We start from the raw sequence: 25789 nt of genomic DNA on the forward strand, positions 1-25789 counted from the left end.
GGTGATTGCACTGCCATCGCGGCGGGCACCGTAGGGCGGGGTCGGCGACGACCGCTCCACGCGTCAGGCGGTGGACGCCAGCCCGAACAGTTCCCGGCACGAGTCGAGACCCTCGACGGTGACGGCGGGCCGGTCGCTCGCCGCCCAGTCCGGCCGGCCGAGCCGCAACCGCTGCGAGACCCGCACCTCATCGTGCAGCACGTCCCGGCTGATCCCATCCGGGCTGATAGCCCAGCCTCTTCGAGATCGCCAGCGGGGCGGGGTTGTCGGCGAAGGACTCGGTCACCGCGTACTCGGCGTCGAGCCCCGCGAACGCCAGATGCAGCATCGCCGCCCGCATCTCCCGCCCGATGCCCCGCCCGTGATGTTCCAGGCCGAGCCAGGACGCGCTCTTCACCTCACGGAGCACGGCGAAGTCACGGCCGGACATCTGCTGCACACCCACCGGCCGGTCGTGCTCGAAGACCGCCAGTTGCAGGCTCCAACTCTGTGGCGTCCACTCTCCGCGGGCCCGCCACTGCCACTGCACCACCCTGCGCGCCAACTCCCGTGGCGGCAGGTCCGTCCACGGGGTCAGGAAGGGCCGCTCATCGGGCCGGTGGACGCCGCGCGCGGCCAGTTCGGCCAGCTCGGCGAGCTCGTCGTCGGTCGGGAGCCGCAACTCCAGGCGGTCGGTCCGCACGCGTAGCCCAACCAGGGGCCAATGGTCGATCAGCACAACGCATTCTCGCGCCCGCCGTCCCAGCGTCGCACCCCGGTTACCGGCCGCCGTCCCGACACCGCACCCCGGTTACCGCCCGGCGTGCCATGCTGGCGCCCATGTCGAGCCATCCCTTCGCGCAGACGCCGGAACCGCCGTACGTCGCGGTCATCTTCACGTCGGTCCGCACCCCCGGCGACAACGGGTACGCCGTGATGTCCGCGTCGATGGACGCCCTGGCCCGCGAGCAGCCCGGATTCCTCGGCATCGAGTCGGCCCGTGAGGGCGTCGGGATCACCGTGTCGTACTGGGCGGACCACGCGGCGGCGCAGGGCTGGAAGCAGGTCGCCGCGCACATGGTCGCCCAGCGCCGAGGCCGCGACGTCTGGTACGCGGACTACCGCGTCCGGGTAGCCACAGTGGAGCGGGAATACGGCCCCGAATCCTCCTCGCTTGACGCCGAACACTGACGGGGACGGTCAAGCAGGCGGCGTCAGTGCTCAGTCGGGCCAGCCGGCCTTGTTGCTCACCGACCCGCGGGAGATCCCGGAACCGGTCTCCGGCCAACTGCCGAACCGCTCCTCGTGCAAATGCGCGAAGAGATAGCACAGCGACTCGCATTCGGCCTCCAGCACGGCCACGGCCGGATCGGCCTTGACCGCCTCGTAGAACTGCTCGCCGAGCGCCACGATGAACCCCCGGGCGTGGAGGAACCCGTCGTCCGAGCCGTCGGTCACCTCGTGGATGTCGGCCCGGTCGATGTCGTACAACTTCCGCTCGACCACCCGGTCGAGGTCGGTCAGCTCCGGGCTCGACAGGTCGGCGGCGAGGGCGCGAAGGTTGGCGAGGAACCGGTCGAGCCAGTCGTCGATGGCGTACAGCTCGTCGTCCTCGACGTCCGGGTCGCGGTCGAGCAACGCCCGGCGCAGCGCGGCCGGCTCGGGGCCGAGCAACGCCCACGCCGACTCGATCAGGGCCCAGAGGCGCGCTTCGTCGGCGGCGGTCGGCATCGCGCCGACAGGGTCAACGGTCGTGGTCACGGCGGCAATGTAGCCGTCGGTACCGACAGGAATCACAGGATCGCGTGCCGGTAGGCCGATGAGGCGCCGCCGGCGGCATTTCAGTCTGACTCGGTCAGCCCTCGTTCGAGGTCCTCCACCGTGTCGTAGAACTCGGTGAGCGGCCACGGGGGTGTTTCGGCCCCGCGTTTCCAGGTGAGGTGGACTCGAGCCCAGCGCGTAGGCGGAAGGTGGACGACGATGTGGTCGGAGGCCTCCGACCTGGCGACGACGACGATGGGCTGGCCGTGCAAGGGATGGTCGTCCGTGACCTCGGTGAGAAGTTCGGCGCGTAGCCCCTCACGTTGTTCGCGTTCGACGGAGCCGCCTTGGCGTAGGTCCCACCACGGCTCGGAGAAGGCGGGCTGTTCGTCCACGGGCTCATCGTCGCGTACCTCCTGGCGGTTCGGGTCTCCGACTCGAACCGGCTGCGCTCGGCCGGGGCCTGTCCGGCGGGATCATGCCGGACAGGCCCCGGGTCCCGATCGGGGCCTAGCTGTGGCGCTTGAGCGTGAAGGTGAAGTCGCCGGAGAGCTTGCCGCTCAACCGGACTGTCGAGACGAGTCTCCCCGCCGTGATCAGTCTTTCGACCTCCGTCCGCGAAAGACCGCAACCTTCTGCGATCAGTCGCACCGGCCGGACAGGGATCCGCGCCACGAAGCGGACCGAGACGTCGATCACCTCGCGGTCCAGGTGATCCGATCCGCCGGTGCCGAGGCGCCAGGCGTTGTCCCAGTCGAGGGCGATGCGGTTACGGCGCTGCAGGATCGGATCCTGGAGCAGCTCGGCCGTCAGGCCAGGGTCGTTGTCATGCAGTCGGTCCAGCAGCTCCGGTCGTATGGAGCGCACGTTCATCCGCTCCAGGATCGTGAGCTTCGCGGTTTCCCCGCAGCCGGTACAGAGGACGAGGAGCCAGGCGTCGAGGAGTTTGTGGTTGGCGTTGACGCGAAATTTGCCGCTTGCCCGGAAATGCTCGGACGCGCACGTATGGCAGCGGCGGCGAACGAGCGGCAGGCAGGTGGGTACGACCATCCAGTTGTTGAGCACAGAAGCACACCGGTTTCAGTGAGAAGTCCGCAGCAAGAAGGAGCGCGGCGCAGATGCGCGACGCGCGACAAATCAGCGCTCGGGAGGTCTCACAGGGTGTACAACGGCATGTCCTCGGCTAGACGACTCGATCCGGCAGCACGCTAGCGACGCACGGCGGCGCTGCGCCATCGACTTTTCGAGCCCCGGTGTCGATCTCGACTGTCAGCGTCGGGTGCGGTCGAGGTCTTCGCCGCTGTGTCGTGGTGTCGTCGCCCAGGATGGGCGCCAGGTGGGCGTGGGAGGCGGAGACAGGCGTCCTAAGTGGTCGGTGATCGCCCGGAGCCCCGGGTGCGGATTTTCTCGGCGCAGGATGAGCGAGAGCGGGTACGCGAGCGTCGGGTTCACGATCGGGATGCGGCGCAGGTCGTGGTTCGCCGGCCAGACGTACCGGTCGCGCGAGCCCACGAGGGTTGCCACGTCCGCGGAGTCCGCCAGGATGTCGAGGAGCACCTCGTTGCCGAAGTTCGGGCCCGCGGCGTCGATGCGGAGGTCGAAGTCGGTGGCGAGCTGATCGTAGAACTCCGCCCATTCGCTTCGCGGCGCGATCCCCGGCACCCAGATCCGGTGCCGGCGCAGCTGGGACGGTGTCAGCGTTCGTGCGGAGGCGAGCGGGTGCCGCGGGCCGACCAGAAGCTCCAGCGGGGAATCGAACGCGTGGATCATCTGCACGTCGCGCGGCAGGGTGGCCGGGTCGGTGACCGAGCGGAACGAGGCGTCGACGTCGCCCGCCTGGACGGCGGCGACCGCCACGCGCGGGTCGTTGACCCGGAGAGTCACCACGTCGAGGTCGATCTCCGGATGTGACCGCCAGTAGTCGTGCAGGACGACTGCCTGCGCGGAGCGCAGGCCGAGCACGTCGATCCGAAGGGCCCGTGAGCCCGGCTTGATCGCGGTGATGGCGCGATCGACGCCGGCGATGATGTTCCGGGCGTGCGGCAGGAAGGCTTGCCCGTCGAGGGTCAGTTCGACCCCTCGGGCGGTGCGGGTGAACAGGCGGACGTCGAGTTCGCGTTCGAGGCTCGCGATCCGCTTCGAGACGGCCTGTTGCGTCACGCCGAGTTCGTCGGCCGCGCGTTGCAACTGTCCGAGCTCGGCGGCGCGGACGAACGATCGCACCGCCTCGGTATCCATTGACCCAGCATAAGCACACACAACCGATGGTTGTGACTCGCCCGGAGCCGGTTGTTTGCTCCAGGCGCGGCGCGGCCGGTGTCATGCAGCGTCCCGAACGTCTGTTGTCGCGAGGGGGTCGCATGCGCGTGCGGTTGGGACGCGATTTCGATCGGCTGTGGTCGGCCTACGCCGTCAGTACCTACGGCACCTGGCTCGCCTTCGGCGCGTTCCCGCTGATCGCGGTCGACGTGCTGCACGCGCCGGCATTCGCCGTGTCGCTCCTGGAGGCGGTCGGGCTCGCCGTCGCCGCGGTCGTCGCGTACTCCCTCGGGCCGTGGGTCGAGCACCGGGCGAAGCGGCCGGTGATGATCGCGATGGACCTGGTCCGGTTCGTCGCGATGGCGAGTGTCCCGATCGCGTACGTGCTCGGCCTGCTCTCGTACGGTCAACTGCTGGTTGTGTCGGTCGTCTCCGGGGCCGCGAGCATCGCCTTCAGCGCCGCCTCCGGCGCGTACCTGAAGTATCTCGTCCGTGGCGATCACCTCCTCGTCGCGAGCGGAAGATTCGAGGGCACGAGCTGGGTGGCGACCGCGGCGGGCCCGCCCCTCGGTGGTGCGCTCGTCGGGTTGCTCGGCCCGGTCGCCACCGTCATGGCCGACGCCTTCAGCTACCTGCTCTCCGCGCTCGGGGTCCTCCGCATCCGTGGCGGCGACGTCGCGGCACCGCGCGACCTCGCCCCCGGGTTGCGCCGAGGCGACCTGCTCGGCGGCTGGCGGTTCATCGTCCGCGACCACGCCCTGAGGCGCCTGTTCCTCAACTCGATCCTGGTCGGCGGCCTGATCATGGCCACCGCCCCGCTCCTGGCCGTCCTCCTGCTGGGCCAGTACCACTTTCCGGCCTGGCAGTACGGTCTCGCCTTCGGCATCCCGGCACTCGGCGGGTTCGTGGGCGCCCGCCTCTCCGCGCGTCTCGTGACCCGCTACGGCCGGTACCGGATCATGGCCGTCTTCGGCTGGCTGCGGTCGCTCTTCCCACTCGGTCTCGCGTTCGTCCGTCCCGGCATCTCCGGGCTACTCACCGTGATCGTCGTCGAGGGTCTGCTGATCACCTGCATGGGCGTGTTCAACCCGATCTACGCGACGGAACGCCTGCAACGGACTCCTGCGAATTTCACCGCCCAGGTCCTGAGCACCTGGAGTGCCGCCGGCAAACTCCTGCAGGCCGCCCTGATGGTGGTCTGGGGCATTCTCGCCACGCTCACCAGCCCGCTGGCCGCGATCACCATGTCCGGCGTCCTCCTGCTCGCCACCCCGCTGCTGCTGCCCAACCGGAGACAGTTGTCCGCCCCCGATCCCGTCGGCTCGGCCGAAGTCGTCCGGGTCGCGTGACGCGCCGCAACGTCCCGCTCAGCCCGGCAGGGCGTCCTCGTCGAACGGCTCGTCACTCCACCGCCACCACGCCTCGTTGCCGTCGATGTGAAGGAGGAATTCGGCGACATCGCTACCGTCTGGGCATCGGAGCGTCACGGCGTTCCGGACTGCCTCGTACGCACGCTCCCATGACTCGACGTCCTCATCGATGCGATCAAGTAGCCGCAGTTCTTCCGCGAAGAGCGGCCTGACCTCGGCGAGTTCTTCCCTCGGGTCGACACGAGCGTTCAGCCACGGGAAGTCGCCGTCGATCACGACGAGGTCAGCGAGCACTCGGCCGTCGGTGCGCCGGTGCAACGTCCAGTTGCCGCCGTGATGATCAACCATGGGGGCGACCTTAGCTACTGCGGCAACTTCCGGGGTATCCGTGCTGGGCCGCAATAGTTGTGGCGGCGCTGAGGGGCAGGGCGAAGGATGGGCCCGTGGCCACCGAGAAGAAGCCGCGAATCATCCTGGTTGACGACTTGCGTTCGTTCGCCGATGGACGGAAGGCGCAGGTGGCGCGCACGAGCGCAGCCGGCATTGAGGCGTTGGAGAGCCGTCGCGGACAGCGGCTGGACGAGCTGTGGTTGGACCACGACCTCGGTGGGGACGACACGATCTGGCCGGTTGTCGAGGTGCTGGAGCGGGCCGCGTTCGAGGAGCAACCGTTCGATATCGGCGTGGTGTTCGTCCACTCGGCGAATCCTGCCGGAGCTGCGAGGGTCATGCAGGCGTTGCGCCGTTGGGGGTACCACGTACGTTCCGTGGCGGGATCGGCGCGGGTCGGCTATCGGGCCGGCGCCGGTTAGCGGCCGGTCGTCCATCGGCCCAGCGCGCGGGAGCCTCACGCGTCCCGGTTGTTCAGGACGATCGGCGTCGGCCGCTGCCGGACAGGTCCCCGAGTCTCCGCCCGGCAGCGGTGTTCAGCTCACCGACGTCGGCCTGCTTCCGGACCAGGTCCTGCGCCGCGCACGCCGGGTCCGCGGCAAGGCGTCATTCGTACATCAGGTGCGTCATCATTCCGGCGTCGGCGTGCGGCAGGTTGTGGCAGTGGTTGGCCCACACCCCGGGGTTGTCGGCGCGGAACGCCACCTCCCAGACCTCGCCGGGGCGTACGTCGAACGAGTCGAGCCACAGCGGGCTGCCGCTCGCCGGTTTACCGTCGCGGGAGAGCACCAGGACGTGATGGCCGTGCAGATGCCACGGGTGCACCACCAGTGACCGGTTGACGATGGTGAACTTGACGACGTCGTCGAGGCGTACGACCTGGGGCGGGATGTCGGGGTCGGCCGCGCCGTTGACGGTGTGGGCGTACCGGGGGAGCAGCCCGTGCAGGTCGAGGCCCCGATCGAGGACGAGGTCGAAGCTCTTGTCGAACCGGGAGAACGGGGCCGGGGAGCGGGCGCCGTAGCTGAGCGGATCCAGCACGGGCCATCCGCCGGTCGCCGTCGACACCGGTCCGGTCGAGTAGACCGCCCGGCCGTCGACGAACAGCGCCACCGGGGTGGCGGGCGCGGTGAACACCAGGTCGTAGCGGCCCCCGGCCGGGATCAGCACGGCGGTGTCCACGAGCGGCGTCGGTCCGTGCAGGTCGTACCCGTCGATCGCGGCGACCCGGAACGAGGTGCCGGCCAGGGCGTACCGGTGCGTGGTGCTGTCGGTGTTGATCAGCCGCAGCCGAACCGGCGTGCCCGCCTCGATCGGCTCCGTCGTCGGCACGGGCAGCGGGAGACCCGCCAGCGTGTGCACGGGCACCGTGACGTCGACACCGGTCGCCGGTGCCGGGCGTACCACCAGGACGCCGTAGAGCCCCATCCGCACGCCGACGTCGGACACCGAATGCGTGTGGTACCAGTACGTGCCGACCTGGTCGGCGGTGAACCGGTAGACGAACTCCTGACCGGGCAGCACCGCCTCCTGGGTGATGCCGGGCACCCCGTCCTGGCTGTTCGGCACGTCGTACCCGTGCCAGTGCAGGGTCACACCCCGCTCGATGTCCCGGTTGCGCAGGGTCACCTCAAGGACGTCGCCGACGGTGGCGGTCAGCTCCGGCCCGGGAACCTGCCCGTTGAACGCCCACGCCGCGACGGCACGGCCGCTCACGTTCACCGTGGCGGTCCCGGCCGTCAGGGTGACCCGCCGGGTCGGTTCGCCCACGGTCCGGGTGTCCCGATAGTCGTGATCGTGGGGTACGCCGGAAGCCGGGTTCGGGGCGACGGCGAGCCCGGTCCCGGTCACCAGCGCCGCGACCCCCACCGCGAGGACCGTGCGGGACACCGTGCCCGACGGACGCGGACCCAGAACGCGCCAGGTAACCGCGGTCGCCGCGGCGACTGCGGCGACGGCGAGCAGTCCCGCGCCTGCCGACGCCGGGTAGCCGTGCAGGACCGTCACGAGCAGGGCGCTGCTCTCGGCGTACCCGGCGAAGAGGAGCGGGACCGCGACGGCCCGGATGTCGCTCGGGGCCCGCAGCAGCCGCGGCCCGGCGACGACCACCGCCGCGAGCGACAGCGGGGCGGCGATGAGGACCTTTTCCGCGGCGAACCACCAGCCGGCGCGGGCCAGCGCGACGATGGTGATCGCCCGGGCGAGGCTGGCGACCAGCGCGAAGGTGGCGAGTCCCAGCGCGAGCGGGCGCCGCCGGGCGGCCGCAGTGGCGCCGCCGCCCAGCCACCCGGCGGCGGCGAGGACCGCGATGACCAGGTCGGCCGCGATCAGCGAGCCGCTGGTCATGCCGGCTCCCCTTCCCGGACGGGCACGCTCTCGGGGACGGCCGGGGCCGGGTTGGCCAGCTCGCGCGCTCCCCGGTGGACGCCTACCACCACGTGTACGGCGACGATTCCGTTGACCGCGTGCAGCCCGGCGATGGTCAGGCCGACCGGGGTGCTGGCGCCCGCGGCGTCGGTGAAGGCGTTCGCGAACATGGCGAGCAGCGCCTGCAGGACGACGAGGCCGAGCGGCAGGACCGCCAGTCCGATGAGTCGGCCCGGCGCCTTCGCGAGCACGGCGAGCAGGATGGTGAGCAGGGTGAGCACGGGGATGACCGCCATCCCGTTGAGGCTGTGCAGGCTGTACGCGCCGTCATTCGCAGGTTTCGTGAACGCGCCCACGGCGGCGAAGACGAACTGCAGGGCGAACGCGACGAGCAGCAGCATGCTGACGACGACCAGGGCCTTGCGCATTTGTTGACCTCCTAGAGCTGAGCCGGGGACAGGGTCTGGGCGACGTGGTCGGTGGCCGTGATCGCGCCGTAGGCGACCAGCCGCACGAGGTCGGCGTCGTCCGGATGGGACAGCCGCCAGAGGGCGACGTCGCCCTCACGGATCGCGTTGGGTGCGAACGCGGCCAGCAGGGCGATCCGCGTCCCCACGCGGTCCGTGCCGGGCAGGTCCCGGATCAGGTCGGCGGCCCACTCCGCGGGCCGGGCCGGGTGCCGCCCGTCCTTTCATCGCACGGTGGCCGTGACGGTCCGGCGTGCCAGCTCGCCCAGCAGGTCCCCGCCTCGCGTGGCGGCGTTCCGCAGCGACGCGTACGCGACGCCGACGGGGCCGTCCCCGGCCCAGGCCGGTGCCACCGTCGTAGCGGTGCCGAGCAGCGGGAGGCTGCGGCCGGGCTCCTTCGGCTCCCGCGCCGTCCTGGCGTAGAGCCGGCCCCCGACCGATCGCACCATCGGGGAACGTTGCAGGCCGCCGGGGAGCAGATCCGGGTCGAGCAGCGCCGAGACGATCCGGTTGATGAAGTGGAAGGCGAGCGCCGTGCCGGTGACTTCGGGGCGGTACGGGCTGGCCCAGTCGGCGGCTTCGGGGGTGCGGCTGGCCTCGGCCCAGGCGGCGAGCGCGGCGTGCCTCGGCTCGGGTGGTGTTCCGCCCCGGGCGACGACCTCGGCCAGCTCGTGCTCGCCGAGCGCGTGCAGCAGCATCACGTGGGCGTCGACGCAGAACCGGCAGCGGTTGGCCCGCGACACCACCGACGCGACGAGCTCGCGGTCGACCCGGGACGTGTCCCCGGCGAGCAGGGTCTCGCGCATCAGCGCCCACGTCGCGGCCATCACCTCCGGCACGGCGGACAGCGCCTGGAAGGTGGGCACCGGCCCGAGGAACTCGTCGCGCAGCTGCCGGTAGACCTCCGCGGTGAGACCGGTCGCCGCCTTCGCCGGTACCGGCGTGAAGAAGCGGTATGTCATGGGCTCGATGCTCGTCTCGGCGGGCCGGGAAAACGTCGTGCCGCCGCAGGCACTTGCCCGGCCGCCGGTACCGCGTCCGCAGTACGCCGCAGCTACCACGAACGTGGGATGTTTCCTGGCGGCGGGCGTTCTACAGTGCGCTCATGCGTCGCGACCTGCCGTACATCCTCAGTGGCCTCGCCCTCGGTGTGCTCCTGCTCGGCAACTCCGTGCTCGCGCCGGACGCCGGGCCGGTGCACGCGGTCGACGTCGTCCTGATCCTGGCCATGGCGGCGGCCCTGGCGGTGTGCCGGCGGTACCCGGTGGTGGCGTTGTTCGCGGTGACGGCCGCCATGCTGGCCCTCCACGCCCGGGTGCACCCCGGGGTCTCCGCCGCGTTTCCCGTCCTCGGCGCGGTCTACGTCGCCGCCTGGCAGGGACACCGGCTGACCTCCGCCCTGGCAAGCGTCGTCTTCCTCGTCGGCTTCCTGGCCCGCGACATCTCGGTCGCGCCCGCCGATCGGCCCGCCCAGCTGATCGCCGAGCGGACCTCGCTGCTGTTGGGCTGGTTCGTGGCGGCCAACATCGCCGGGCTCGTGGCGCGCCACCGCCGGGCGTACCTGGAACAGGTCGAGCAGCGGGCGATCGAGGCCGAACGGACCCGTGAGGAGATGGCGTTGCGCCGCGCCGGGGAGGAGCGGCTGCGCATCGCCCGGGACCTGCACGACTCGCTGACCCACAACATCTCCGTGATCAAGGTGCAGGCCGGGATCGCCGTGCACCTGGCCCGCAAACACGGCGAGGAACCGCCGGCCGCGCTGCTGGCGATCCAGGAGGCCAGCGGTGCCGCCATGCGGGAACTGCGCGGGACGTTGGACGTCCTGCGCGCACCCTCCGACGGCAACGGCGTCGGATTGGCCCGGCTGGGTGAACTCGCCGAGCGGACCCGGGCATCCGGGGTACCCGTGCAGTTGACCGTCACCGGTCAGCCCCGGAACCTGCCCGCCGAGGTCGACCAGGCCGGCTACCGCATCGTCCAGGAGGCCCTCACCAATGTGGCCCGCCACGCCGGCACCGCCACCGCCGAGATCCACATCGAGTACGCCTCGGCGCAGCTGACCGTCTCGGTGACCGATGACGGCCAGGCCACACCGGCCCGGCCGGTGTCACCGGGGGTGGGCCTGCGTGGCATGCGGGAACGGGTCATCGACCTGGGCGGCACGCTGCACACGGCCGCCCGCGACGACGGCGGGTTCGCGGTACGGGCCACCATCCCGCTGGACGCCCCGGCATGACCGGGCGTTGGCGTGCGGTCCGTGCGGTCCGGTCGGCTCGGACCGCCACGGATCCTGTCGGCTTCGCTCCGCAAGGGGAGCCCGCATGATCCGGGTGCTGCTCGCCGACGACCAGGCGCTGATGCGGGCCGGATTCCGGGCGTTGCTCGACGCCGAGGACGACCTGGAGGTGGTCGGTGAGGCCAGCGACGGCGCTTCGGCGGTCCAACTGTCGCGACGCCTGCGGCCCGACGTCGTGCTGATGGACGTGCAGATGCCGGGAACCGACGGCATCGAAGCCACCCGGCGTATCGCCGTCGATCCCGAACTCGCCGCGGTCCGCGTGCTGATCCTCACCAACTACGGGCTCGACTCCTACGTGTTCGCCGCGCTCCGCGCGGGCGCCAGCGGGTTCCTGCTCAAGGACGCCGATCCCGCCGACCTGCTTCAGGCGGTCGCCGTGGTGGCTCGCGGTGACGCGCTGCTCGCCCCGGCGGTGACCCGTACCCTCGTCAGAGAGTTCGTCGCCGGCCCGCCGCCGGCCGACCCGACGGCCGGACGCGGCGTGCTGACCGCCCGCGAGCAGGAGATCGTCGAGCTGGTCGCCCGTGGGCTGAGCAACGACGAGATCGCCGAACGCATGGTGATCAGCCCGTTGACCGCGAAGACACACGTCAACCGGGCGATGACGAAACTGCACTGCCGCGACCGTGCGCAGCTGGTCGTCTGGGCGTACGAGTCGGGCCTGATCACGCCGCGTCGCCGGTGACGACAGATCGTCCTGTGGGGACCAAGGCGGTGGGGCGGCAAGGTCCTGCCCCGCTGCCCGGCGTTCCCCCCGCGCCACCGTGATGCGACGGTGCCGGGCGACGGGATCGACTGATCCACAACACGGAGCGTCGATGGCCACTCCGCACGTCGCGGGCGCCGCCGCGCTGCTGGCCGCCGAACACCCGGACTTCACCGGACAGCAGCTCAAGGAAGCTCTGATGAGCGCCACCAAGCCGACCGTGGGGGTCACCCCGTTCCAGGGCGGCAACCGCCGGCTGGACCTCGCCGCGGCCACGGCCGCCACCGTCTTCGCCACCGCCAGCGCCGACTTCGGGTACCCGGACTGGCCCAACCGCCCAAGAAGGCCCGGTCGAGCGGGAGGTCCGCTACCGGAATGCGGGCCGGTGCTCTGGCCTTCAGGCCGGGGGTGAAGGCCCGCGCGGGGAGGGCCGCGAGGCCCGGGCAGTGCCTTAACCGGGATGGTTCTGTTGCTCGATGTACTGTTTTACGGCGTTCAGTGGTGCGCCGCCGGCGGAGCCTGCGAAGTACGAGCCTGACCATAGTTTGTTGGCCCGGTAGTAGTGGCGCGCGAGGTCGGGGAACTCCTGCCGTAGGCGGCGCGAGGAGACGCCTTTGAGGCTGTTGACCAGCCGGGCGACGGCGACTTTGGGCGGGTAGTTGACCAGCAGGTGCACGTGGTTGTTCTCGCCGTTGAACTCGACCAGCTGAGTTTCGAAGTCGGCGCACACGTCCCGCATGATCGCCTCCATTCGGGTCAGGTGCCGGTCGGTGAACACGTGGTGCCGGAGCTTCGTGACGAAGACCAAGTGGACGTGCATCGCGAAAACGCAGTGTCCGCCGGTGCGTATGTCTTGAAGTTCAGCCATAGACCAACATGATACTGTGGCGATCGTGCAGCTCCGTTACAACTACCGGGTCTACCCGGACACCGCCCAGCGCACCGCGCTGGCGCAGGCGTTCGGGTGCGCCCGCGTGGTGTTCAACGACGGGCTGCGTCTGCGTCAGCAGGCACGCGAGGCGGGTGAGAAGTACGTCTCGGACGCGGAGTTGTCCAAGCGGGTCATCACGCAGGCCAAGACGACCCCGCAACGGGCGTGGCTGGGTGAGGTGTCCTCAGTCGTGTTGCAGCAGGCCCTCGCGGATCTGAACACCGCGTACCGCAACTTCTTCGCCTCGGTCTCGGGCAAGCGCAAGGGGCGCAAGGTCGCCCCGCCCCGGTTCCGGTCGCGCAGGGACAACCGGCAGGCCATCCGCTTCACCAGGAACGCCCGGTTCAAGGTCCTCGACAACGGCCGTCTGCGTGTGCCGAAGGTCGGCGACCTGAACGTGCGATGGTCCCGATCTTTGCCGTCGGACCCGTCGTCCGTGGCGATCATCAAGGACGCGGCCGGCAGGTACTTCGCCTCGTTCGTCGTCCAGATCACGGACCAGGCGCTGCCCGAGTCGGACTCGGAGGTCGGCATCGACCTGGGGCTGACGCACTTCGCGGTGCTCTCGGACGGCACGAAGATCACGGCGCCGAAGTTCCTGCGTCGCGCCGCGCGCAAGCTCAAGCGGTTGCAGCAGGCCCTCGCGCGCAAGCAGAAGGGCTCGAACAGGCGCAAGAAGGCCGTCGTGAAGGTCGCTTGCGCCCATGCGCGGGTGGCTGACGCCCGGCGGGACTGGCAGCACAAGCTCTCGACACGGATCATCCGCGACAGCCAAGCGGTGTACGTCGAGGATCTGTGCGTTGCCGGTCTCGGCCGGACCCGGCTCGCCAAATCGGTGCACGACGCCGGGTGGGCCAGCTTCACCGCGATGCTGGAGTACAAGGCGGCACGTTACGGGCGCACGTTCGCCCGGGTGCACCGGTTCTTCCCATCCACCCGGATGTGCTCGGCATGCGGCCGCATCAGCGAGAAGATGACGCTCAACGTCCGGTCGTGGGACTGTCCCTGTGGAGTAGCCCACGACCGGGACGTCAACGCCGCCATTAACGTGTTGGCCGCCGGGCAGGCGGACAACTCAAACGACCGTGGAGCGCACGTAAGACCGGCATCCGTGCCGGCAGCGCGCAGAGAAGCGGTAACCCACCCAGACGCCGCGTGTTCCACACGCAGCGTGGAGGGAATCTCCGTCCTTTAGGGCGGAGAGGATGTCAAACCAACCTCGCCGGCAACGCCTCCGTCACCCTCGACCTCGCCGCGACCGTCGCCGGTGTCACCGAGGACCTGTTCACCCTGTCGGCCAGGCAGATCACCGTCCCGGCACACGGTGTCGCTTCGGTGACCGTGTCCACGCAGTTCGACCGGGTGCCGGCCGACCAGCCGTTCTCCGGCTTCCTCACCGCGACCGACAGCACCGGCGCGGTCCGCGCCCGCACCTCGCTGGCCGTCGGCCGGGAGGGCGTACGCCACCGCCTCACCCTCCAGGCCAAGGACCGCAGCGGCAAGCCGACCGGCGGTGATCTCGTCCTGCTCGGGCAGGACAACACCGTCCTGGAGCGGCAGATCGACCAGACCGGCAGCCTGGAGCTGCGGCTTCGGCCGGGCACCTACGCGGCGTGGCTCAAGACCGACCTCGAGGGCGTCAACGGGCCCCACTCGCGCGGGTTCGGCCTGCTGCCGGTGCCCGAGATCACGCTCGACCAGGACCGCACCGTCGTCTTCGACGCCACCAAGGCACACCGGGTCACGGTGGACACCCCGCAACCCTCGACCGTGGACGGTTCCCGCTTCGAGGTGTTCCGCGACTTCGGCGGCAACCCGTGGATCTCCGCGTGGTACCCGGACGCCGAGTACGACAGCGTCTGGATGCTGCCCACCGACCAGAAGGTCACGAAGGGCCAGTTCTTCCTCAACAGCCGGTGGCGGCTGGCGCAGCCGGCGCTGACGGTGACCGCCGGCGGTCGCGCCTACGACGACCTGCGAGTGCGTCATGCCGCGACGCCGCTGCCCCGGGGCGGGCACCACCTCGACACCGTGTTCGCCGGTGACGGCGGCAGCGACGGGTACGCCGAGCTGAACGCGCGGGGCAAGGCCGTCGTGGTGCGCCGCAACGACTCCGTACCCCTGGCGGAGCAGGCCGCCGCGGCGGCGTCCGCCGGTGCCCGTCTGCTGCTCGTGGTGAACGACGGTGCCGGGCGCCTCACCCCGTGGCCGGGCTCGGTGTGGGTACCGCAGGACCCGCCGCCGGTCACCGTGGCCACCCTCACCCGGGACGAGGGCGAACAGCTGATCGCCCGGATCGGGCGCGACCGGCGGGTCCGGCTCGACGTCACCTCCCGCCCGGACACCGAGTACGTCTACGACCTGGACCACGACTACGCCGGTGCCGTTCCGGCCGACCTCGTCTACCGGGTCGGCGCGCGTGACCTGGCCCGGGTCGACATGTCCCTGCGGAACTGGCGTCCCGGGCGGGCGTTGGAGGCGCGGTCCAGCATCGCCGCATCGGGATCGTCCACCGGCATCGACTTCCACGAGGTCCCCGCGCGTGGCGAGCGCACCGACTGGGTCACCGCCGGCACGCAGTGGACCACGAACGTCACGATCCCTGACGAGCAGAACCAGCAGGCGGCACCGACCGCCTACCGGGCCGGCTCGGTGCAGGAAGAGCGCTGGTTCGGTCCCGTGCAGCGGCCCCGCCTGCTCACGACCTACACCGTCTTCCGGGAGGACGGCGACGGGATCACCGCGGTCATCCCCGGCTGGGGCGACTCGGGTACCGCACACGAGGGTTACACCTCCGGCAACTTTGCCGTCGACAACGTCCTGCGGCTCTATCAGGGCGACACGCTCGTCGGCGAGACCGACCGGTACCGGCCGATGTTGAGCAGCGCCAAGCTCAGCCGGGAGCCGCTGCCGTACCGGCTCGTGTCCGAGAACCGGCGGGACGCCTGGGGCGGGCCGTACTCCACCGCCACCCGGACGGAGTGGGGCTTCACCTCCGGCGCGGTCAGCTCGGTGTGGAACCCGTCCCTGATCCAGCTCGACTACGCCGTCGACACCGACGTGGACGGGAAGGCGAAACGCAACGCCGACCTCACCGTCACCGCACTGCACCTGCCGACGGCGACCGAGGCGTCCGCCATCGGTACGGTGACGGTCGACCTGTCGTACGACGACGGGGCCACCTGGCACCACGCCAAGCTGCAGCGCAGCGGCGACGGCTGGCGCGCCCGGCTCGACGCGCCGCGCAACGCGCGGTTCGTCACGCTGCGGGCCACCGCCCGGGACGCGCGAGGTAACAGCGTCGACCAGAGCATCACCCGGGCCTTCGGCCTGCGGTGACGGCGCGGAGGACGGGGACCGGTCGGTCCCCGTCCTCCCCGCGTCGGGTCCGCCGGCGCGTACGGTCCGGGCCGGGACCGCGGGCGGGTGGGCCCGCTCTGCCGACGGCCGTAGCCGAGGTCAGGGTCGCTGGCCCGCCTCATCCACGACGGCGACCTGCACCGTGGCCTCGGTCTCGGCCATGCCGAGGAAGGCGTAGGTGCTCGCGTCGAAGACGAGCACGCCGCTCTTCCCCTCCGACGACCAGGTGATGCCGATGCCCGGCCTCCCCGCGCCGTCCTTCACGTCCGGCACCGCCCGGAGCCCCGGGATCTTGGCCGCAGCCTGGTAGAGCGCGGCCCGCGCCTGGGGTCGAAGGTACTTCCTCGCGATCAGCTCATAGACGTCCTTGCCCATGGCGTTCGGATCGCCCGACTCGCCGCTGTGGTTGTCGTTCAGGTAGCCGAGCATCGCGTCAGGGTCGGTCGGCAGGTCAGGCAGGTACGCCGGCGCCGGCGTGCACGGCTCGGTCTGCTCCGGGTCCATCCGGCCGCCCTTCGTCGTGGCGGCCCGGCCGTCACGACAGCCGGGGATGGGGAAGCTTTCCAGGTCGTCGGCGGGGGTCTCCCGGCCCAGCCCGTCGCGGGTTCCGTCCACCGACAGCCAGGTCTCCTGGGTCGAGCCACCGGACCGGGTCTTCGTGTAGATGAACTGGTCCGGGCGCGGCTCGACGTCCGGAAGCCTCAGCGCCGCAGTCGCCGCGTTGTTCAGGACCTGGGCCGCCTCCGCATTGGCCGCCGGGACCTGGCCACCGATCTTGTCTGGGGCCAGGACGAGCACGGCAGCGATGGCGGCGGCGACGCCGGCCGTCGCCCAGCCGGCCACCATGAGACGTCGTACCGGGCGGCGGTGTCGCACCGAGCGTCGTGAGCGTTCCCCGTCGATCCGCTCCGCATCCATCGCGGCGGTGAGCCGGGCGCGGGCGGGCGCGAGCCCGTCGGACTCCAGGAGAGGCGTGTCTCGCCTCAGCTCCTGGACCAGTTGCAGGTCATCCATTGCTGGGACTCTCCTCGGATACCGTGCTGGGGTTGGTCTCGCCCAGCGCATTACGTACCTTCTTGCGTGCTCGGTTCAGCCGGGACCGGACGGTGCCGACCGGAATCGCCAGGGCCGCCGCCACCTCCTCGTAGGTCAGCTCCTCCCACGCGATCAGGAGCAGCACGTCGCGGTCGCCGGGGGACAACTCGGCCAGCGCCTCGGCCAGCAGCCGGTGAAGTGCCTGGGCCGTCACGTCGGCGGCGACCTGGTCGGCGTGGGACGCCTCGTCCCGTTCCACGCTGAGCACTCGCCGGAGGCGGTACTCGCGCAACTCGTCCCGCCGCTGCTGGCCGACGAGGTTGGTGGCGATCCCGTACAGCCAGGGCCGGGCGTCGCGGCGCTGCGGGTCGTACTGCTGCCGTTTGCGGAACGCGACCAGGAACGTCTCGGCCACGAGATCGTCGGCGACCGCCCGGCCCAGCCGTCGGGCCAGGTACCGGTGGATATAGGGAGCGTGCCTGTCGAAGATGGCGGCGAATTGTTCGGGCTCCAGCGCGGACTTCCCGATGATTGTCGCGTCGTCCTCCGCTTCGGCGACGACCCTGCCGTGGGATGTTCGATTCATACGCGGCCTTTCCTGGGCGCGGAGAGGGTTCACGCTGTTATCAGCAGAACGCCGGCGGAGGGTTCACGGTGAACCGAACCGGTTACCCGGTCGGTCTGGTCGGCGTCCCGAGCCGGGCGTGGGTGTGCGCGATTCCACGCAGGGGGTCTGCCCGCAGTCGGGCGGGTAGCATCGCGCCGGTGGGCTCCATGGCGATCGGCCGTATCCGCGCTGATGGCTGCCCGACACGCGGGGGAGCGACCCCGTGAGCTGCCGCGAGCCGGCCGGGCGCCCGGACGTGGGTGAGCTCGCCCCGCGAGCGCGGCGGTCGACGCAGCCGACGGTGCCCGTCCGGGCCGAGCAGGCCCGAGGAGTCTCCCACCGGCAACGGTGGGTGGTGGAGACGTTGGCGATCGACCCCGATGACCAGGTGCTGGAGATCGGCTGCGGCCGGGGAACGGCGGTCTTTCTGGTCGCGGACCGGCTCACGAGCGGGCGGATCGTCGCCATCGACCGCTCGGCGACGATGGTCCGGCTCGCGGCTCAGCGCAACGAGATCCACATCAGCTCCGGCCGCGCCGAGATCCGACGGGCGGAGTTGGAGTCGGTCGACTTCCCGCCCGGCCACTTCACCAAGATCTTCGCGGTCAACGTCAGCCTGTTCTGGCTGGGTGCCGCGACGCCGCAGATGGATCGTTTGCGGCACCTGCTCGCCCCGCAGGGCCGGCTCTACGTGTTCGGCGAGCGGCCGACCGCCGCGAACGTCTCCGCCACCGAGCAGCTGCTCGCCACGCACGGCTTCGCCACGACCACCACGATCGAGCCCGCCGGGCAGGGGCGGGTGCTCAGCTGTGTCACGGGCACGCTGACGCGGTGAAGCCGCCGGCCCGCCCCGGAGCGCCGCCGGCTCGCCTCGGAGCGCCGCCAGACGATGGCGGAACCGGGGCGGCCGACCGGCCGGCCACTGGGCCGGCCGGCCAACTCGGAACAGCGCGGGTCAGGCCCCGGTGCGGGGCGCGGGCACGTGCGGGGCGGCCCGGCGCAGGTGCTCCAGCACGACCGGGTCGATGCGCCCCGGAACCAGCCGCTCCTCCAGGTTCTCCATCCCGGCCCACGAGGCCAGCGCCTCCTCCGGATCGCCGACCGGGTGACCGAGCGCGGCCAGCAACGCGCCGACCTCGGCGGCCACCGCGCCGCTGAGGTCGAGTAGGGTCGCCGGGTCAGGCCGGGTGAACAGCAGGGTGTGCACCGCGAGCAGCCGGTCGAGCTCGGTCACCGGATCGGGGTGGTCGTCGACCCGCAGATCCACCACGATGTCACTGTTGCCGCCGTACCCGCCGCCGGCCCGCACCACGAGCAGCCCGGCGCTCTGCCGGCCACGCCGGTCACCCCCGGCACCGTCACCCGCGCGCAACGCGGCGACCAGCCGCTCCGCGAACCCCAGCGCCGAACCGCCCAGCCAGGCGTCCCGCATCGCATCGATGACCTGCGGACCGGCGAGGATGTTCCCCTGCGCGGCCCAGCCGTCCCCGGCCTGACCGCCGGCCCAGTCGTGGCACTTCGCGCCGGTGAACGTGGCCCCCGGGCCGGTCGCGGCCACCACCCCGAGCTGGCGATGGTCCCGCTCGGCGTCCGCGGCGACCAGACCGGCCACCACGTCGGCGGCGGCCACCCCGGTGCGCAGCATGGTCAGCCCCTGCGGGCGGTAGGCGAGGTTGGCGCTGGCCTGCGTGGCCAGCGCGCCGACGTCGGCCTCGGCGGCCGGGACGAGCGCGCCGGCGGCGAGGAACTTGCTGGCCACGGCGACACCGTGCAGCTGGCCGTCATCGGAACGGGCGACGATCGAGAAGGTCACCCGCAGAGACTAACGCGCCGCGCCGGACCTGCCATCGGCGTACGCGGATGGATCTCGGATCTTGCTCCGGCGCCCGGTTACCGGGCAGTATCGACCGATGACGAAGCGATGGGGCATGACGGTACCGTTGACCGGAGTTCCGCTCGCCGACCACGCCGCGGTCTACGCGGCCCTCGAACGGGCCGGCTTCACCGACGTCTGGTCCTCCGAGGTGGCGGGGACCGACGCGTTCACCCCGCTGACACTCGCCGCCGTCTGGCAGCCCCGCCTGCGGCTGGGCACCGCCGTGGTGCCCACCTTCACCAGAGGCCCCGGGCTGCTCGCGATGAGCGCCGCCGCGCTCGCCGAACTCGCGCCCGGCCGCCTCGCCCTCGGTATCGGATCCTCCTCACCGGTGGTCGTGCAGGACTGGAACGCGGTGCCGTTCACCGAGCCGTACCGGCGCACCCGGGACGTGCTGCGCTTCCTGCGCGCCGCGCTGGCCGGCCAGACGGTGGACGGCGCCTTCGACACCTTCACCGTGCGCCGGTTCACCCTGGAACGTCCACCCGCCGTACCACCGCGGCTCGTGCTGGCCGCGCTGCGTCCCGGCATGCTCCGGCTGGCCGGCGCGGAAGCCGACGGGGTGATCCTCAACTGGCTGGCCGCCGACGACGTGCCCCGTGCCCTGGCCGAGCTGGGCTCGCCCCGGCCGGGTTTCGAGGTCACCGCCCGGATCTTCGTCTGCCCCACCGAGGACGCTGACCACGCCCGCAAGATCGGCCGCCGGCTGACCACCAGCTATCTCACCGTCCCCGCGTACGCCGCGTTCCACCGCTGGCTCGGACGGGAGGACGTACTCGGGCCAATGTGGAAGGCCTGGGCGGACGGCGACCGGCGCGGCGCGCTGGCCGCGGTGCCGGACGAACTGGTCGACGCGCTCGTGCTGCACGGCTCTCCCGAGCAGGTCCGCCAGCAGGTGCAGCGGTACGTCGACGCCGGCGTCGACGTGCCCGTACTCGCGGTGCTGCCGACGCCCGAACTGGCGTCCGGTGGGCCGGCGGCGCTGGCCGAGCTCATCGCCCGGCTCGGCCCGGCAGCGCTCGCGCCCCCGGCCTCCGCCCCAGCGGAGGCGGCCGGCGCGGCAGCGCCCGCTCCCTCGTCGTCCGGCGCCCCAGCCGAGGCCGTCGGCCCGGCCGATGGTCCGGTCGTGATTGCCGGTCCGACGTCCGCATCGACCTCGATGTCCGGCTCGGGTTCCCGGTCCGGCGCGGGAGAGGAGAGCTAGATGAACCTGACCGACCGGATCGTGATGATCACCGGCGCGGCAGGTGGCATCGGCGCCGCGCTGGCCCGCCGGTTCACCGCCGAAGGAGCAGCCGCCGTCGTCCTGGCCGACGTGAACTCCGAAGCCGTTCGCGCGGTCGCCGACAGCATCGGCCCGACCGCGCACCCCGTGGCCGTCGACGTCACCGACGAGGAGCAGATACGCGCACTGGTCGCCGACACCGAGCAGCGGTACGGCCGGATCGACCTGTTCTGCGCGAACGCGGGCATCACCACCGGTGGCGGGATCGAGATCGACGATGCCGGGTGGGACCGGGCCTGGCGGGTGAACGTGCTCGCGCACGTCTACTCGGCCCGGGCGGTGCTGCCGGGAATGCTCGCCCAGGGCGGCGGTCACCTGCTGCACACCTGCTCGGCGGCGGGCGTTCTGACCGCGGTCGGCGACGCCCCGTACACCGCGACGAAGCACGCGGCGCTGGGTTTCGCCGAGTGGCTGTCGGTCACCTACCGGGACCGGGGGATCCGGGTGAGCGCGCTCTGCCCGCAGGGAGTGGACACCCCGATGCTCGCCGACGGGCTGGCCGCCGGTCACCTGGGCGCGCGGGTCGTGGCCGCCTCCGGCGCGGTGCTCACCCCCGACCAGGTCGCCGACGCCGCCGTTGCCGGGCTGGCCGAGGAGCGTTTCCTGATCCTCCCGCACCCCGAGGTCGCCGCGTACGCCCGCCGCCGCGCCGAGGACCCGGACGGCTGGCAGGCCGGCCTACGCAAGCTCGTCCGCCGCCTCACGGCCTGACCCGTCCGCGATGCCCTCAGCGGCAGGAGGGCCGTTCGCACCTTGATCGGACCGTCAAGCAGCAGTGGTCGGGAACGGCCACCCGATGACCCGGTCGGCGGTGACACCTCGGAGGTTGGCACCGTCCCAGCGGACCCCGGTGACGTCCGTGCGCCCGTATTCCGGGTCGTGCGTCAGAACGTAGCTGAACTTCGCGTAGGACAGATCCGTGTCACGCAGATCGGCGTCTCTCAGGTCGCAGCCGGCGAAGTGAGCGCCTCGCAGGGAGGCACCGCGAAGGTCGGCGCCGCGGAAGTCACACAACTTGAAGGAGTGCCGATCCAGGTTGCGATGCCGAAGATCGCGGTCCACGAACGACTGCCGAGTCGCGCCAGGCAGGATGCTCATCCGCGAACCGTAGTCCGCTCGTTCGTTGCCGAGCCACCGGCTTTCTGCGCGTTCGACGCTCGGCGCGCAATGTTGGTTGACTAGCGGCATGGGGGAGAGGCGCGACGACTTGTCAGCGCGGCTGGCGCGGGTGGCGTCGAAGTTGACGGCCGCGGCGTCGTCGCCCGGCGAGCCGGTCATGTTCGGTGCTGAATCCCGCCGATTTCGGATCGGGCCGGCGTTGTCGGAAGATGCGGTCGTCGTCTTCGAGCGGCGTCATGGGGTCAGGCTGCCGGCCGACTATCGCGGCTTCATAACCACTGTCGGGCACGGGGGACCTGGTCGGTTCGGTGGCGCCGGGGCGTTCTACGGTCTGTTTTCGATCGACGACTGGGAGTGGGCGCTGCTGGGCGACCCGGACGTCACCATGTTGGCCAGACCGTTTCCGGCCGAACCCGACCGGGTGTACGACGACTGGCTTGCTGAGGCGGCGCCGGGCGAGGACGACGAGCCGGACCGCGGAACGTTGGCGCTCAGCCATCAGGGCTGTGGGGATCTGTCACTTCTCGTCCTCACCGGTCCTGCCCGCGGACGGGTCGTCGAGACCTGCCCGGGCAAGCAGGGACCGCGCTTCACCGAGGATCCAGACTTCCTCTCCTGGTACGAGCGATGGCTGGACACCGTCCTGGCCGGCGAGCGACACTTCCGCTGAGCGGCCGCTCGGTTCCAGCCGTCGGCGCACATCACATGGGGACGCTCCCGAGGTTCGCGCGATGGCCCTGTCGACCCCGAGTGCCGTTGGCATTAGTACAGCGGGCAGAAATCCGAGCCGCTGGCGGTGGTGACCAACTCCCAGCCGAAGGCCTCCAACGTGATGTCGGTACGGGCACCGAAGGCCTTGAAGAGCTCGGCGATCGGACCATGCGGGAGACGGTTGCCGACCGTGGCGAACACCGTGGCCGGAGACGTCCCGATCTCTTGTGCCACGAACCACGGCAATGCCAGGCCCACCATGAGGTTCCGGCCGTCTCCGGCTTCCAGACACTCGGCGAGCCCGGTCGCCAGCAGCGAACGGTGGAGTAGGTCGATGGAGCCCTGCCTCAGCGCCAGTGTGGCGAGTCGGACGCCGTAACGTCCGAGAGCGGGCGAAGCAGAGGGATCAAGGGAGCTGACGAACCCCTGATCCACGCGCTGCGGCGCGCGTCTGAGGATCGCCTCCGCGAGCCGGTCCTGCTTCCCCGGGATCCTCTCCAGGTTGGGCTTCACCCGGACAGGATGGCAGGCCCCGATCAGTCCGCCTACCCTGCGGGATGATCGGTTCGCGTCTGCCGCTCGATCTGATGGGACGCTACGGCGGTGAGCACGCCTTACCGCCCAACGGCTTGGCACAGCACTTGGCGCAATCTTTGAGAGGCGCAGGGAGATGGCCGTCCGGCAGGAGATCCTCCTTCACCCACTGCACGGACGCGTGGTCAGCGGGGCCGGCGAAGCGGTCCGGGGTGGACGGACCAGAGCAACCGATGCCAACGGGAGCGGGTCGCCCGCAGGGCGGCCACGTAGGCGGTGGCGACCGCGGCGGCCCGGGCGGCCTGCTCGGGTGTGGCGGTGCCGGGCGCGAAGGCGACCTGGTTCAGCAGGCCGGCCAACTCCTCCACCTCGTCGGCCGCTCGGGTGCGGGCCGTGTCCTCCAGCAGCGCGCCGTGCTGCGACCTGCGCACCGCCGCCAGGTCCGCCCGCGACGTGCCGGTCGATTCGGCGCTGCCGTACCGCGCCGCGCCGGCTGATGCGGGAGCCTGCGCGCCGGCCTGCTCCGCCGCCCCGTCCCCGGGCGAGCCGGCCGTGTCGCCCGGCGGCCAGGCCGTGTCGCCCGGCGGCCCGGAGCCGGTGACGGCGTGGCGGGCGCGCAGCGCCACCTCGGTGGCGGCCAGGTCGGGCCCGACCGGCTGGCCGGCCAGCCACAGCGCGTCGGTGACCTCCCGCCAGGCGCCGGCGATGCGCTCGCCGGGGTCACCCCGTTCGAGGCGGCCCCGGGTCAGTGCCCGGCGCATCGCGAGCAAGGTGAGCAGGACGGCCCCGACCAGCAGCAGCAGACCGCCTGCACCGCCACCGACCAACACCGGCGTCGGCAGGCCATTTCCGTCGGCCGGCCCGTCCGCTGCGGCCACCGGCTCCGGTGAGGCGGTGGGCTCCACGGTCGGCTCCGGCGCCTCGGACGGTGGTGGATCGTCCGGTACGGGACGGAAGTCCTCCTCCACCGGCCGGGGCTCCTCGTCCGGGCGGGGCAGCGGGTCGAACGGCACCCAGCCGAGCCCGTCGAAGAGCACCTCCGGCCAGGCGTACGCGGCGCCGGCCCGCACCGGCCCGTCCCCGGTCGACTCGAAGCCCACCACCACCCGGGTCGGCAACCCGCTGAGCCGGCCGAGCACCGCGAACGCGGCCGCGAACTGCTCCGACGTGCCGCGCTGCCCGCCGGCATTGCGGGGGCCGAAGAGGAAGAAGGCCAGGTTCGGGTACGCGTGCCCGCTCGGCGCGTCCGCCACCAGCCGGTAGTGCTCGGCAAGGAACTGCTCGACCGCCGTGGCCCGCGCGTACGGGGCGCCGTTCTCCTCGGCGAGCTGGGCGGAGAGGCGGCGCAACGGCTCGGGCACCCCGTCGGCCACCCGCAGCACCCGGGCCACCGAGTCGCCGGCCGGTACGTTTGCGATGGCGAGCAGGTTCTCGTCCGGGCGCTCCCGGTCCGAGGTGACCGTGTACCGCAGCCCCGGGGTCAGCCCCTCCGGCCGGATCAGGGTGCCCGTCGACGGGTCGTACGCCACCCGCGCGCCGCTGACCTCCCGGGGTGTGGCGACCGCCGGCAGCAGCCGACCGCTCAGCTCACCGATGGTGATCTCCTGCCGGACGGTCTCCATGGTGCTGCCGGGCGCCGGGGTGGCTGTTGGCAGGATCCGCCCCGCGTTGCGGTACGTCGCACCGACCCGCCAGGTGACCCCGTCGTAGTCGCTCAGCACGGCCAGCCGGATCCGGACGCCGTCGCCGCGCGGCAGGTCGTCCGCCGGTCTCGCGGATCGATCGATGTCGGGCGGCGCGGCCGCACCGGCGGCCGGAGCGCCGTCCGGCCGCTCGGTACGTACCCGCAGCAGCTCCTGCTCCGGGTGCAGCGCCCAACCGGAGATCCGGACCAGCGGACTCTCGTCCAGCGTCTCCACCTGCGGTGGCTCCACGTACCGGCGGGGGTCCACGGGCCGGCCGTCGACCTGCGCGACGACCGTCGGACCGATCGCGGCGACCAGGCCGACCACCACCACCGTCCCGAACGCCGCGCCGGCCGCGAGACGGAGCCGCACGGCAGCCCGCAGGGTGGTCGCCGGCCCGGCGTCCACGGCACCGGCGTCCGGGCCGGGTCGGGCGGACACGACCAGGCCGACGGCGGCGACCGCCACGAAGACGACGGTGGGCCAGATCGCCGGCGCGGCGTTCGGCCCGACCACGTAGAGCGCGCCCGCGTAGAGCAGCACCGGGGGCAGATAACCGGCGAGCACCCGGCCGCCCCGCAGCGCCACCTCGGCACCGGTCAGCCCTGCCAGCCAGGTTGCCACCAGCGGTACGAGCACCGTGTCCGGCGTGGGTTCGATCGGGATCATCGCGGTGAGCAGCCGGGGGATGCCGTTACGCGCGGCGTCCGCGGTCACGTCGGCCAGGCTGCCCGGCAGACCGGCGAGCACAGCGGCCTGCCGCATCGACCAGGCGGTCCAGCCCGCCATCGCGAGCACCGACAGCGGCGCGACCAGCCAGGACGGCAGCCGCCGGGCGGCCACGCTGACCAGCACCGAACCGAACGCGGCACCGGCGAGCAGGCGCGGTAGCAGTGGTCCCGCGTACACCCTTCCGAGCACCACGCCCGCCAGCGCGGTCATGGCGATCAGCGCGAGTGGCACGGGCACCGCCCGCAGCGCGGCCGCCATCCGATGCCACCTGCCCGGTCGGCGGCTCGGCCGGGCGGCCCGTCCGTCCGGGTCCACC

Annotated in this window: 29 protein-coding genes and 1 pseudogene; 12 read left to right on the plus strand and 18 right to left on the minus strand. The window is 71.7% G+C overall.

Features of this window, described 5'->3' with window-relative positions:
* Positions 1-63: 63 nt before the first annotated feature.
* Both ABZS42_RS14845 and ABZS42_RS14850 read right to left on the minus strand, forming a co-directional pair.
* Positions 64-201, minus strand: coding sequence for a hypothetical protein (locus tag ABZS42_RS14845; protein WP_355145389.1), 138 nt, complete (start codon positions 199-201; stop codon positions 64-66).
* On the minus strand, positions 188-682 hold the full coding sequence (locus ABZS42_RS14850; protein ID WP_355145391.1) for a GNAT family N-acetyltransferase: 495 nt from the start codon (positions 680-682) through the stop codon (positions 188-190). The genes ABZS42_RS14845 and ABZS42_RS14850 overlap by 14 nt, the downstream gene beginning before the upstream one ends.
* A 137-nt stretch (positions 683-819) precedes the next feature.
* On the opposite strand from ABZS42_RS14850, the gene ABZS42_RS14855 reads away from it, so the two are divergent.
* Positions 820-1170 carry an antibiotic biosynthesis monooxygenase gene (locus ABZS42_RS14855; RefSeq protein WP_355145393.1) on the plus strand — a complete coding sequence of 117 codons (351 nt, stop codon included), beginning with the start codon at positions 820-822 and terminating at the stop codon, positions 1168-1170.
* Between the two features lie 30 nt (positions 1171-1200).
* Here ABZS42_RS14855 and ABZS42_RS14860 read toward each other — a convergent pair whose 3' ends face one another.
* The 4 genes from ABZS42_RS14860 to ABZS42_RS14875 all read right to left on the minus strand — a co-directional run bounded on the left by ABZS42_RS14860 (position 1201) and on the right by ABZS42_RS14875 (position 3978).
* Positions 1201-1740, minus strand: a complete 540-nt coding sequence (locus tag ABZS42_RS14860) for a DUF4240 domain-containing protein (protein ID WP_355145395.1) — start codon at positions 1738-1740, stop codon at positions 1201-1203.
* An 80-nt stretch (positions 1741-1820) separates the two neighbouring features.
* Positions 1821-2135: a hypothetical protein gene (locus ABZS42_RS14865; protein ID WP_355145397.1), complete on the minus strand. Its 315-nt coding sequence runs from the start codon at positions 2133-2135 to the stop codon at positions 1821-1823.
* A gap of 115 nt (positions 2136-2250) precedes the next feature.
* On the minus strand, positions 2251-2805 hold the full coding sequence (locus ABZS42_RS14870; RefSeq protein WP_355145399.1) for a DUF1062 domain-containing protein: 555 nt from the start codon (positions 2803-2805) through the stop codon (positions 2251-2253).
* Positions 2806-3009: 204 nt separating this feature from the next.
* On the minus strand, positions 3010-3978 hold the full coding sequence (locus ABZS42_RS14875; RefSeq protein WP_355145401.1) for a LysR family transcriptional regulator: 969 nt from the start codon (positions 3976-3978) through the stop codon (positions 3010-3012).
* A gap of 122 nt (positions 3979-4100) precedes the next feature.
* Between ABZS42_RS14875 and ABZS42_RS14880 the strand changes: the two genes are divergently transcribed.
* On the plus strand, positions 4101-5348 hold the full coding sequence (locus ABZS42_RS14880) for an MFS transporter (RefSeq protein WP_355145403.1): 1248 nt from the start codon (positions 4101-4103) through the stop codon (positions 5346-5348).
* 18 nt (positions 5349-5366) lie between these two features.
* Here the strand turns inward: ABZS42_RS14880 and ABZS42_RS14885 are convergent, their stop codons facing one another.
* The gene (locus ABZS42_RS14885; RefSeq protein WP_355145405.1) at positions 5367-5663 is read right to left on the minus strand and encodes a hypothetical protein; all 297 of its coding nucleotides are present in this window, start codon (positions 5661-5663) and stop codon (positions 5367-5369) included.
* A gap of 149 nt (positions 5664-5812) precedes the next feature.
* Here ABZS42_RS14885 and ABZS42_RS14890 point away from each other — a divergent pair, with 149 nt between their 5' ends.
* Entirely contained in the window at positions 5813-6181 is a 369-nt protein-coding gene (locus tag ABZS42_RS14890; RefSeq protein ID WP_355145407.1) for a cyclic-phosphate processing receiver domain-containing protein, read from the plus strand.
* Between the two features lie 184 nt (positions 6182-6365).
* Here ABZS42_RS14890 and ABZS42_RS14895 read toward each other — a convergent pair whose 3' ends face one another.
* The 4 genes from ABZS42_RS14895 to ABZS42_RS14910 all read right to left on the minus strand — a co-directional run bounded on the left by ABZS42_RS14895 (position 6366) and on the right by ABZS42_RS14910 (position 9555).
* On the minus strand, positions 6366-8105 hold the full coding sequence (locus ABZS42_RS14895) for a multicopper oxidase family protein (RefSeq protein ID WP_355145409.1): 1740 nt from the start codon (positions 8103-8105) through the stop codon (positions 6366-6368).
* Positions 8102-8554: a DUF6220 domain-containing protein gene (locus tag ABZS42_RS14900; protein WP_355145411.1), complete on the minus strand. Its 453-nt coding sequence runs from the start codon at positions 8552-8554 to the stop codon at positions 8102-8104. The genes ABZS42_RS14895 and ABZS42_RS14900 overlap by 4 nt, the downstream gene beginning before the upstream one ends.
* An 11-nt stretch (positions 8555-8565) precedes the next feature.
* A complete protein-coding gene (locus ABZS42_RS14905; RefSeq protein ID WP_355145413.1) occupies positions 8566-8742 on the minus strand; it encodes a hypothetical protein in 177 nt (58 codons plus the stop codon).
* Positions 8743-8817: 75 nt separating this feature from the next.
* Positions 8818-9555 carry a carboxymuconolactone decarboxylase family protein gene (locus tag ABZS42_RS14910; RefSeq protein ID WP_355145414.1) on the minus strand — a complete coding sequence of 246 codons (738 nt, stop codon included), beginning with the start codon at positions 9553-9555 and terminating at the stop codon, positions 8818-8820.
* A gap of 143 nt (positions 9556-9698) precedes the next feature.
* Here ABZS42_RS14910 and ABZS42_RS14915 point away from each other — a divergent pair, with 143 nt between their 5' ends.
* The 3 genes from ABZS42_RS14915 to ABZS42_RS14925 all read left to right on the plus strand — a co-directional run bounded on the left by ABZS42_RS14915 (position 9699) and on the right by ABZS42_RS14925 (position 12010).
* Positions 9699-10829 carry a sensor histidine kinase gene (locus ABZS42_RS14915; protein WP_355145416.1) on the plus strand — a complete coding sequence of 377 codons (1131 nt, stop codon included), beginning with the start codon at positions 9699-9701 and terminating at the stop codon, positions 10827-10829.
* Between the two features lie 85 nt (positions 10830-10914).
* Positions 10915-11577, plus strand: a complete 663-nt coding sequence (locus ABZS42_RS14920; RefSeq protein ID WP_355145418.1) for a response regulator transcription factor — start codon at positions 10915-10917, stop codon at positions 11575-11577.
* A 133-nt stretch (positions 11578-11710) separates the two neighbouring features.
* Positions 11711-12010, plus strand: a complete 300-nt coding sequence (locus ABZS42_RS14925; RefSeq protein ID WP_355145419.1) for a S8 family serine peptidase — start codon at positions 11711-11713, stop codon at positions 12008-12010.
* 39 nt (positions 12011-12049) lie between these two features.
* Here ABZS42_RS14925 and tnpA read toward each other — a convergent pair whose 3' ends face one another.
* Positions 12050-12466: an IS200/IS605 family transposase gene (gene tnpA / locus ABZS42_RS14930; protein WP_355145421.1), complete on the minus strand. Its 417-nt coding sequence runs from the start codon at positions 12464-12466 to the stop codon at positions 12050-12052.
* 16 nt (positions 12467-12482) lie between these two features.
* Here tnpA and ABZS42_RS14935 point away from each other — a divergent pair, with 16 nt between their 5' ends.
* Positions 12483-13724 carry a transposase gene (locus ABZS42_RS14935; RefSeq protein ID WP_355145422.1) on the plus strand — a complete coding sequence of 414 codons (1242 nt, stop codon included), beginning with the start codon at positions 12483-12485 and terminating at the stop codon, positions 13722-13724.
* Positions 13685-15868, plus strand: coding sequence for a hypothetical protein (locus ABZS42_RS14940; RefSeq protein ID WP_355145424.1), 2184 nt, complete (start codon positions 13685-13687; stop codon positions 15866-15868). The genes ABZS42_RS14935 and ABZS42_RS14940 overlap by 40 nt, the downstream gene beginning before the upstream one ends.
* Before the next feature lie 120 nt (positions 15869-15988).
* Here ABZS42_RS14940 and ABZS42_RS14945 read toward each other — a convergent pair whose 3' ends face one another.
* Entirely contained in the window at positions 15989-16903 is a 915-nt protein-coding gene (locus ABZS42_RS14945; protein ID WP_355145426.1) for a CU044_5270 family protein, read from the minus strand.
* Complete coding sequence (locus ABZS42_RS14950; RefSeq protein ID WP_355145428.1) at positions 16896-17510, minus strand: RNA polymerase sigma factor; 615 nt, start codon at positions 17508-17510, stop codon at positions 16896-16898. Before ABZS42_RS14950 ends, ABZS42_RS14945 begins: the two co-directional genes overlap by 8 nt.
* A 244-nt stretch (positions 17511-17754) precedes the next feature.
* On the opposite strand from ABZS42_RS14950, the gene ABZS42_RS14955 reads away from it, so the two are divergent.
* Positions 17755-18366, plus strand: coding sequence for a class I SAM-dependent methyltransferase (locus tag ABZS42_RS14955; RefSeq protein ID WP_355145430.1), 612 nt, complete (start codon positions 17755-17757; stop codon positions 18364-18366).
* Positions 18367-18486: 120 nt separating this feature from the next.
* On the opposite strand, the gene ABZS42_RS14960 is transcribed toward ABZS42_RS14955, so the two are convergent.
* Positions 18487-19344, minus strand: a complete 858-nt coding sequence (locus tag ABZS42_RS14960; protein ID WP_355145432.1) for a DUF1028 domain-containing protein — start codon at positions 19342-19344, stop codon at positions 18487-18489.
* A gap of 115 nt (positions 19345-19459) precedes the next feature.
* Here ABZS42_RS14960 and ABZS42_RS14965 point away from each other — a divergent pair.
* Positions 19460-20416: pseudogene (locus ABZS42_RS14965) on the plus strand (LLM class F420-dependent oxidoreductase); the annotation flags it as partial.
* 195 nt (positions 20417-20611) lie between these two features.
* Complete coding sequence (locus ABZS42_RS14970; RefSeq protein WP_355145434.1) at positions 20612-21403, plus strand: SDR family oxidoreductase; 792 nt, start codon at positions 20612-20614, stop codon at positions 21401-21403.
* Positions 21404-21457: 54 nt separating this feature from the next.
* On the opposite strand, the gene ABZS42_RS14975 is transcribed toward ABZS42_RS14970, so the two are convergent.
* Complete coding sequence (locus ABZS42_RS14975; protein ID WP_355145435.1) at positions 21458-21970, minus strand: pentapeptide repeat-containing protein; 513 nt, start codon at positions 21968-21970, stop codon at positions 21458-21460.
* Positions 21971-22010: 40 nt separating this feature from the next.
* Between ABZS42_RS14975 and ABZS42_RS14980 the strand changes: the two genes are divergently transcribed.
* The gene (locus tag ABZS42_RS14980) at positions 22011-22481 is read left to right on the plus strand and encodes an SMI1/KNR4 family protein (RefSeq protein WP_355145437.1); all 471 of its coding nucleotides are present in this window, start codon (positions 22011-22013) and stop codon (positions 22479-22481) included.
* A gap of 92 nt (positions 22482-22573) precedes the next feature.
* On the opposite strand, the gene ABZS42_RS14985 is transcribed toward ABZS42_RS14980, so the two are convergent.
* The gene (locus ABZS42_RS14985; RefSeq protein ID WP_355145439.1) at positions 22574-23035 is read right to left on the minus strand and encodes a hypothetical protein; all 462 of its coding nucleotides are present in this window, start codon (positions 23033-23035) and stop codon (positions 22574-22576) included.
* A gap of 206 nt (positions 23036-23241) precedes the next feature.
* The gene (locus tag ABZS42_RS14990) at positions 23242-25731 is read right to left on the minus strand and encodes a transglutaminaseTgpA domain-containing protein (protein ID WP_355145456.1); all 2490 of its coding nucleotides are present in this window, start codon (positions 25729-25731) and stop codon (positions 23242-23244) included.
* Positions 25732-25789 lie beyond the last annotated feature (58 nt).

It is taken from the genome of Micromonospora sp. NPDC005367, assembly GCF_040606825.1.
Classification (GTDB): Bacteria; Actinomycetota; Actinomycetes; order Mycobacteriales; family Micromonosporaceae; genus Micromonospora.

Excerpts from the sequence above, each read along its gene's own strand:
- ABZS42_RS14855 (WP_355145393.1), top strand. The coding sequence starts at position 820 with ATGTCGAGCCATCCCTTCGCGCAGACGCCGGAACCGCCGTACGTCGCG.
- ABZS42_RS14875 (WP_355145401.1), bottom strand. The coding sequence starts at position 3,978 with ATGGATACCGAGGCGGTGCGATCGTTCGTCCGCGCCGCCGAGCTCGGA.
- ABZS42_RS14880 (WP_355145403.1), top strand. The coding sequence starts at position 4,101 with ATGCGCGTGCGGTTGGGACGCGATTTCGATCGGCTGTGGTCGGCCTAC.
- ABZS42_RS14895 (WP_355145409.1), bottom strand. The coding sequence starts at position 8,105 with ATGACCAGCGGCTCGCTGATCGCGGCCGACCTGGTCATCGCGGTCCTC.
- ABZS42_RS14900 (WP_355145411.1), bottom strand. The coding sequence starts at position 8,554 with ATGCGCAAGGCCCTGGTCGTCGTCAGCATGCTGCTGCTCGTCGCGTTC.
- ABZS42_RS14910 (WP_355145414.1), bottom strand. The coding sequence starts at position 9,555 with ATGACATACCGCTTCTTCACGCCGGTACCGGCGAAGGCGGCGACCGGT.
- ABZS42_RS14915 (WP_355145416.1), top strand. The coding sequence starts at position 9,699 with ATGCGTCGCGACCTGCCGTACATCCTCAGTGGCCTCGCCCTCGGTGTG.
- ABZS42_RS14920 (WP_355145418.1), top strand. The coding sequence starts at position 10,915 with ATGATCCGGGTGCTGCTCGCCGACGACCAGGCGCTGATGCGGGCCGGA.
- ABZS42_RS14925 (WP_355145419.1), top strand. The coding sequence starts at position 11,711 with ATGGCCACTCCGCACGTCGCGGGCGCCGCCGCGCTGCTGGCCGCCGAA.
- tnpA (WP_355145421.1), bottom strand. The coding sequence starts at position 12,466 with ATGGCTGAACTTCAAGACATACGCACCGGCGGACACTGCGTTTTCGCG.
- ABZS42_RS14945 (WP_355145426.1), bottom strand. The coding sequence starts at position 16,903 with ATGGATGACCTGCAACTGGTCCAGGAGCTGAGGCGAGACACGCCTCTC.
- ABZS42_RS14950 (WP_355145428.1), bottom strand. The coding sequence starts at position 17,510 with ATGAATCGAACATCCCACGGCAGGGTCGTCGCCGAAGCGGAGGACGAC.
- ABZS42_RS14970 (WP_355145434.1), top strand. The coding sequence starts at position 20,612 with ATGAACCTGACCGACCGGATCGTGATGATCACCGGCGCGGCAGGTGGC.
- ABZS42_RS14975 (WP_355145435.1), bottom strand. The coding sequence starts at position 21,970 with ATGACCGGCTCGCCGGGCGACGACGCCGCGGCCGTCAACTTCGACGCC.
- ABZS42_RS14990 (WP_355145456.1), bottom strand. The coding sequence starts at position 25,731 with ATGGCGGCCGCGCTGCGGGCGGTGCCCGTGCCACTCGCGCTGATCGCC.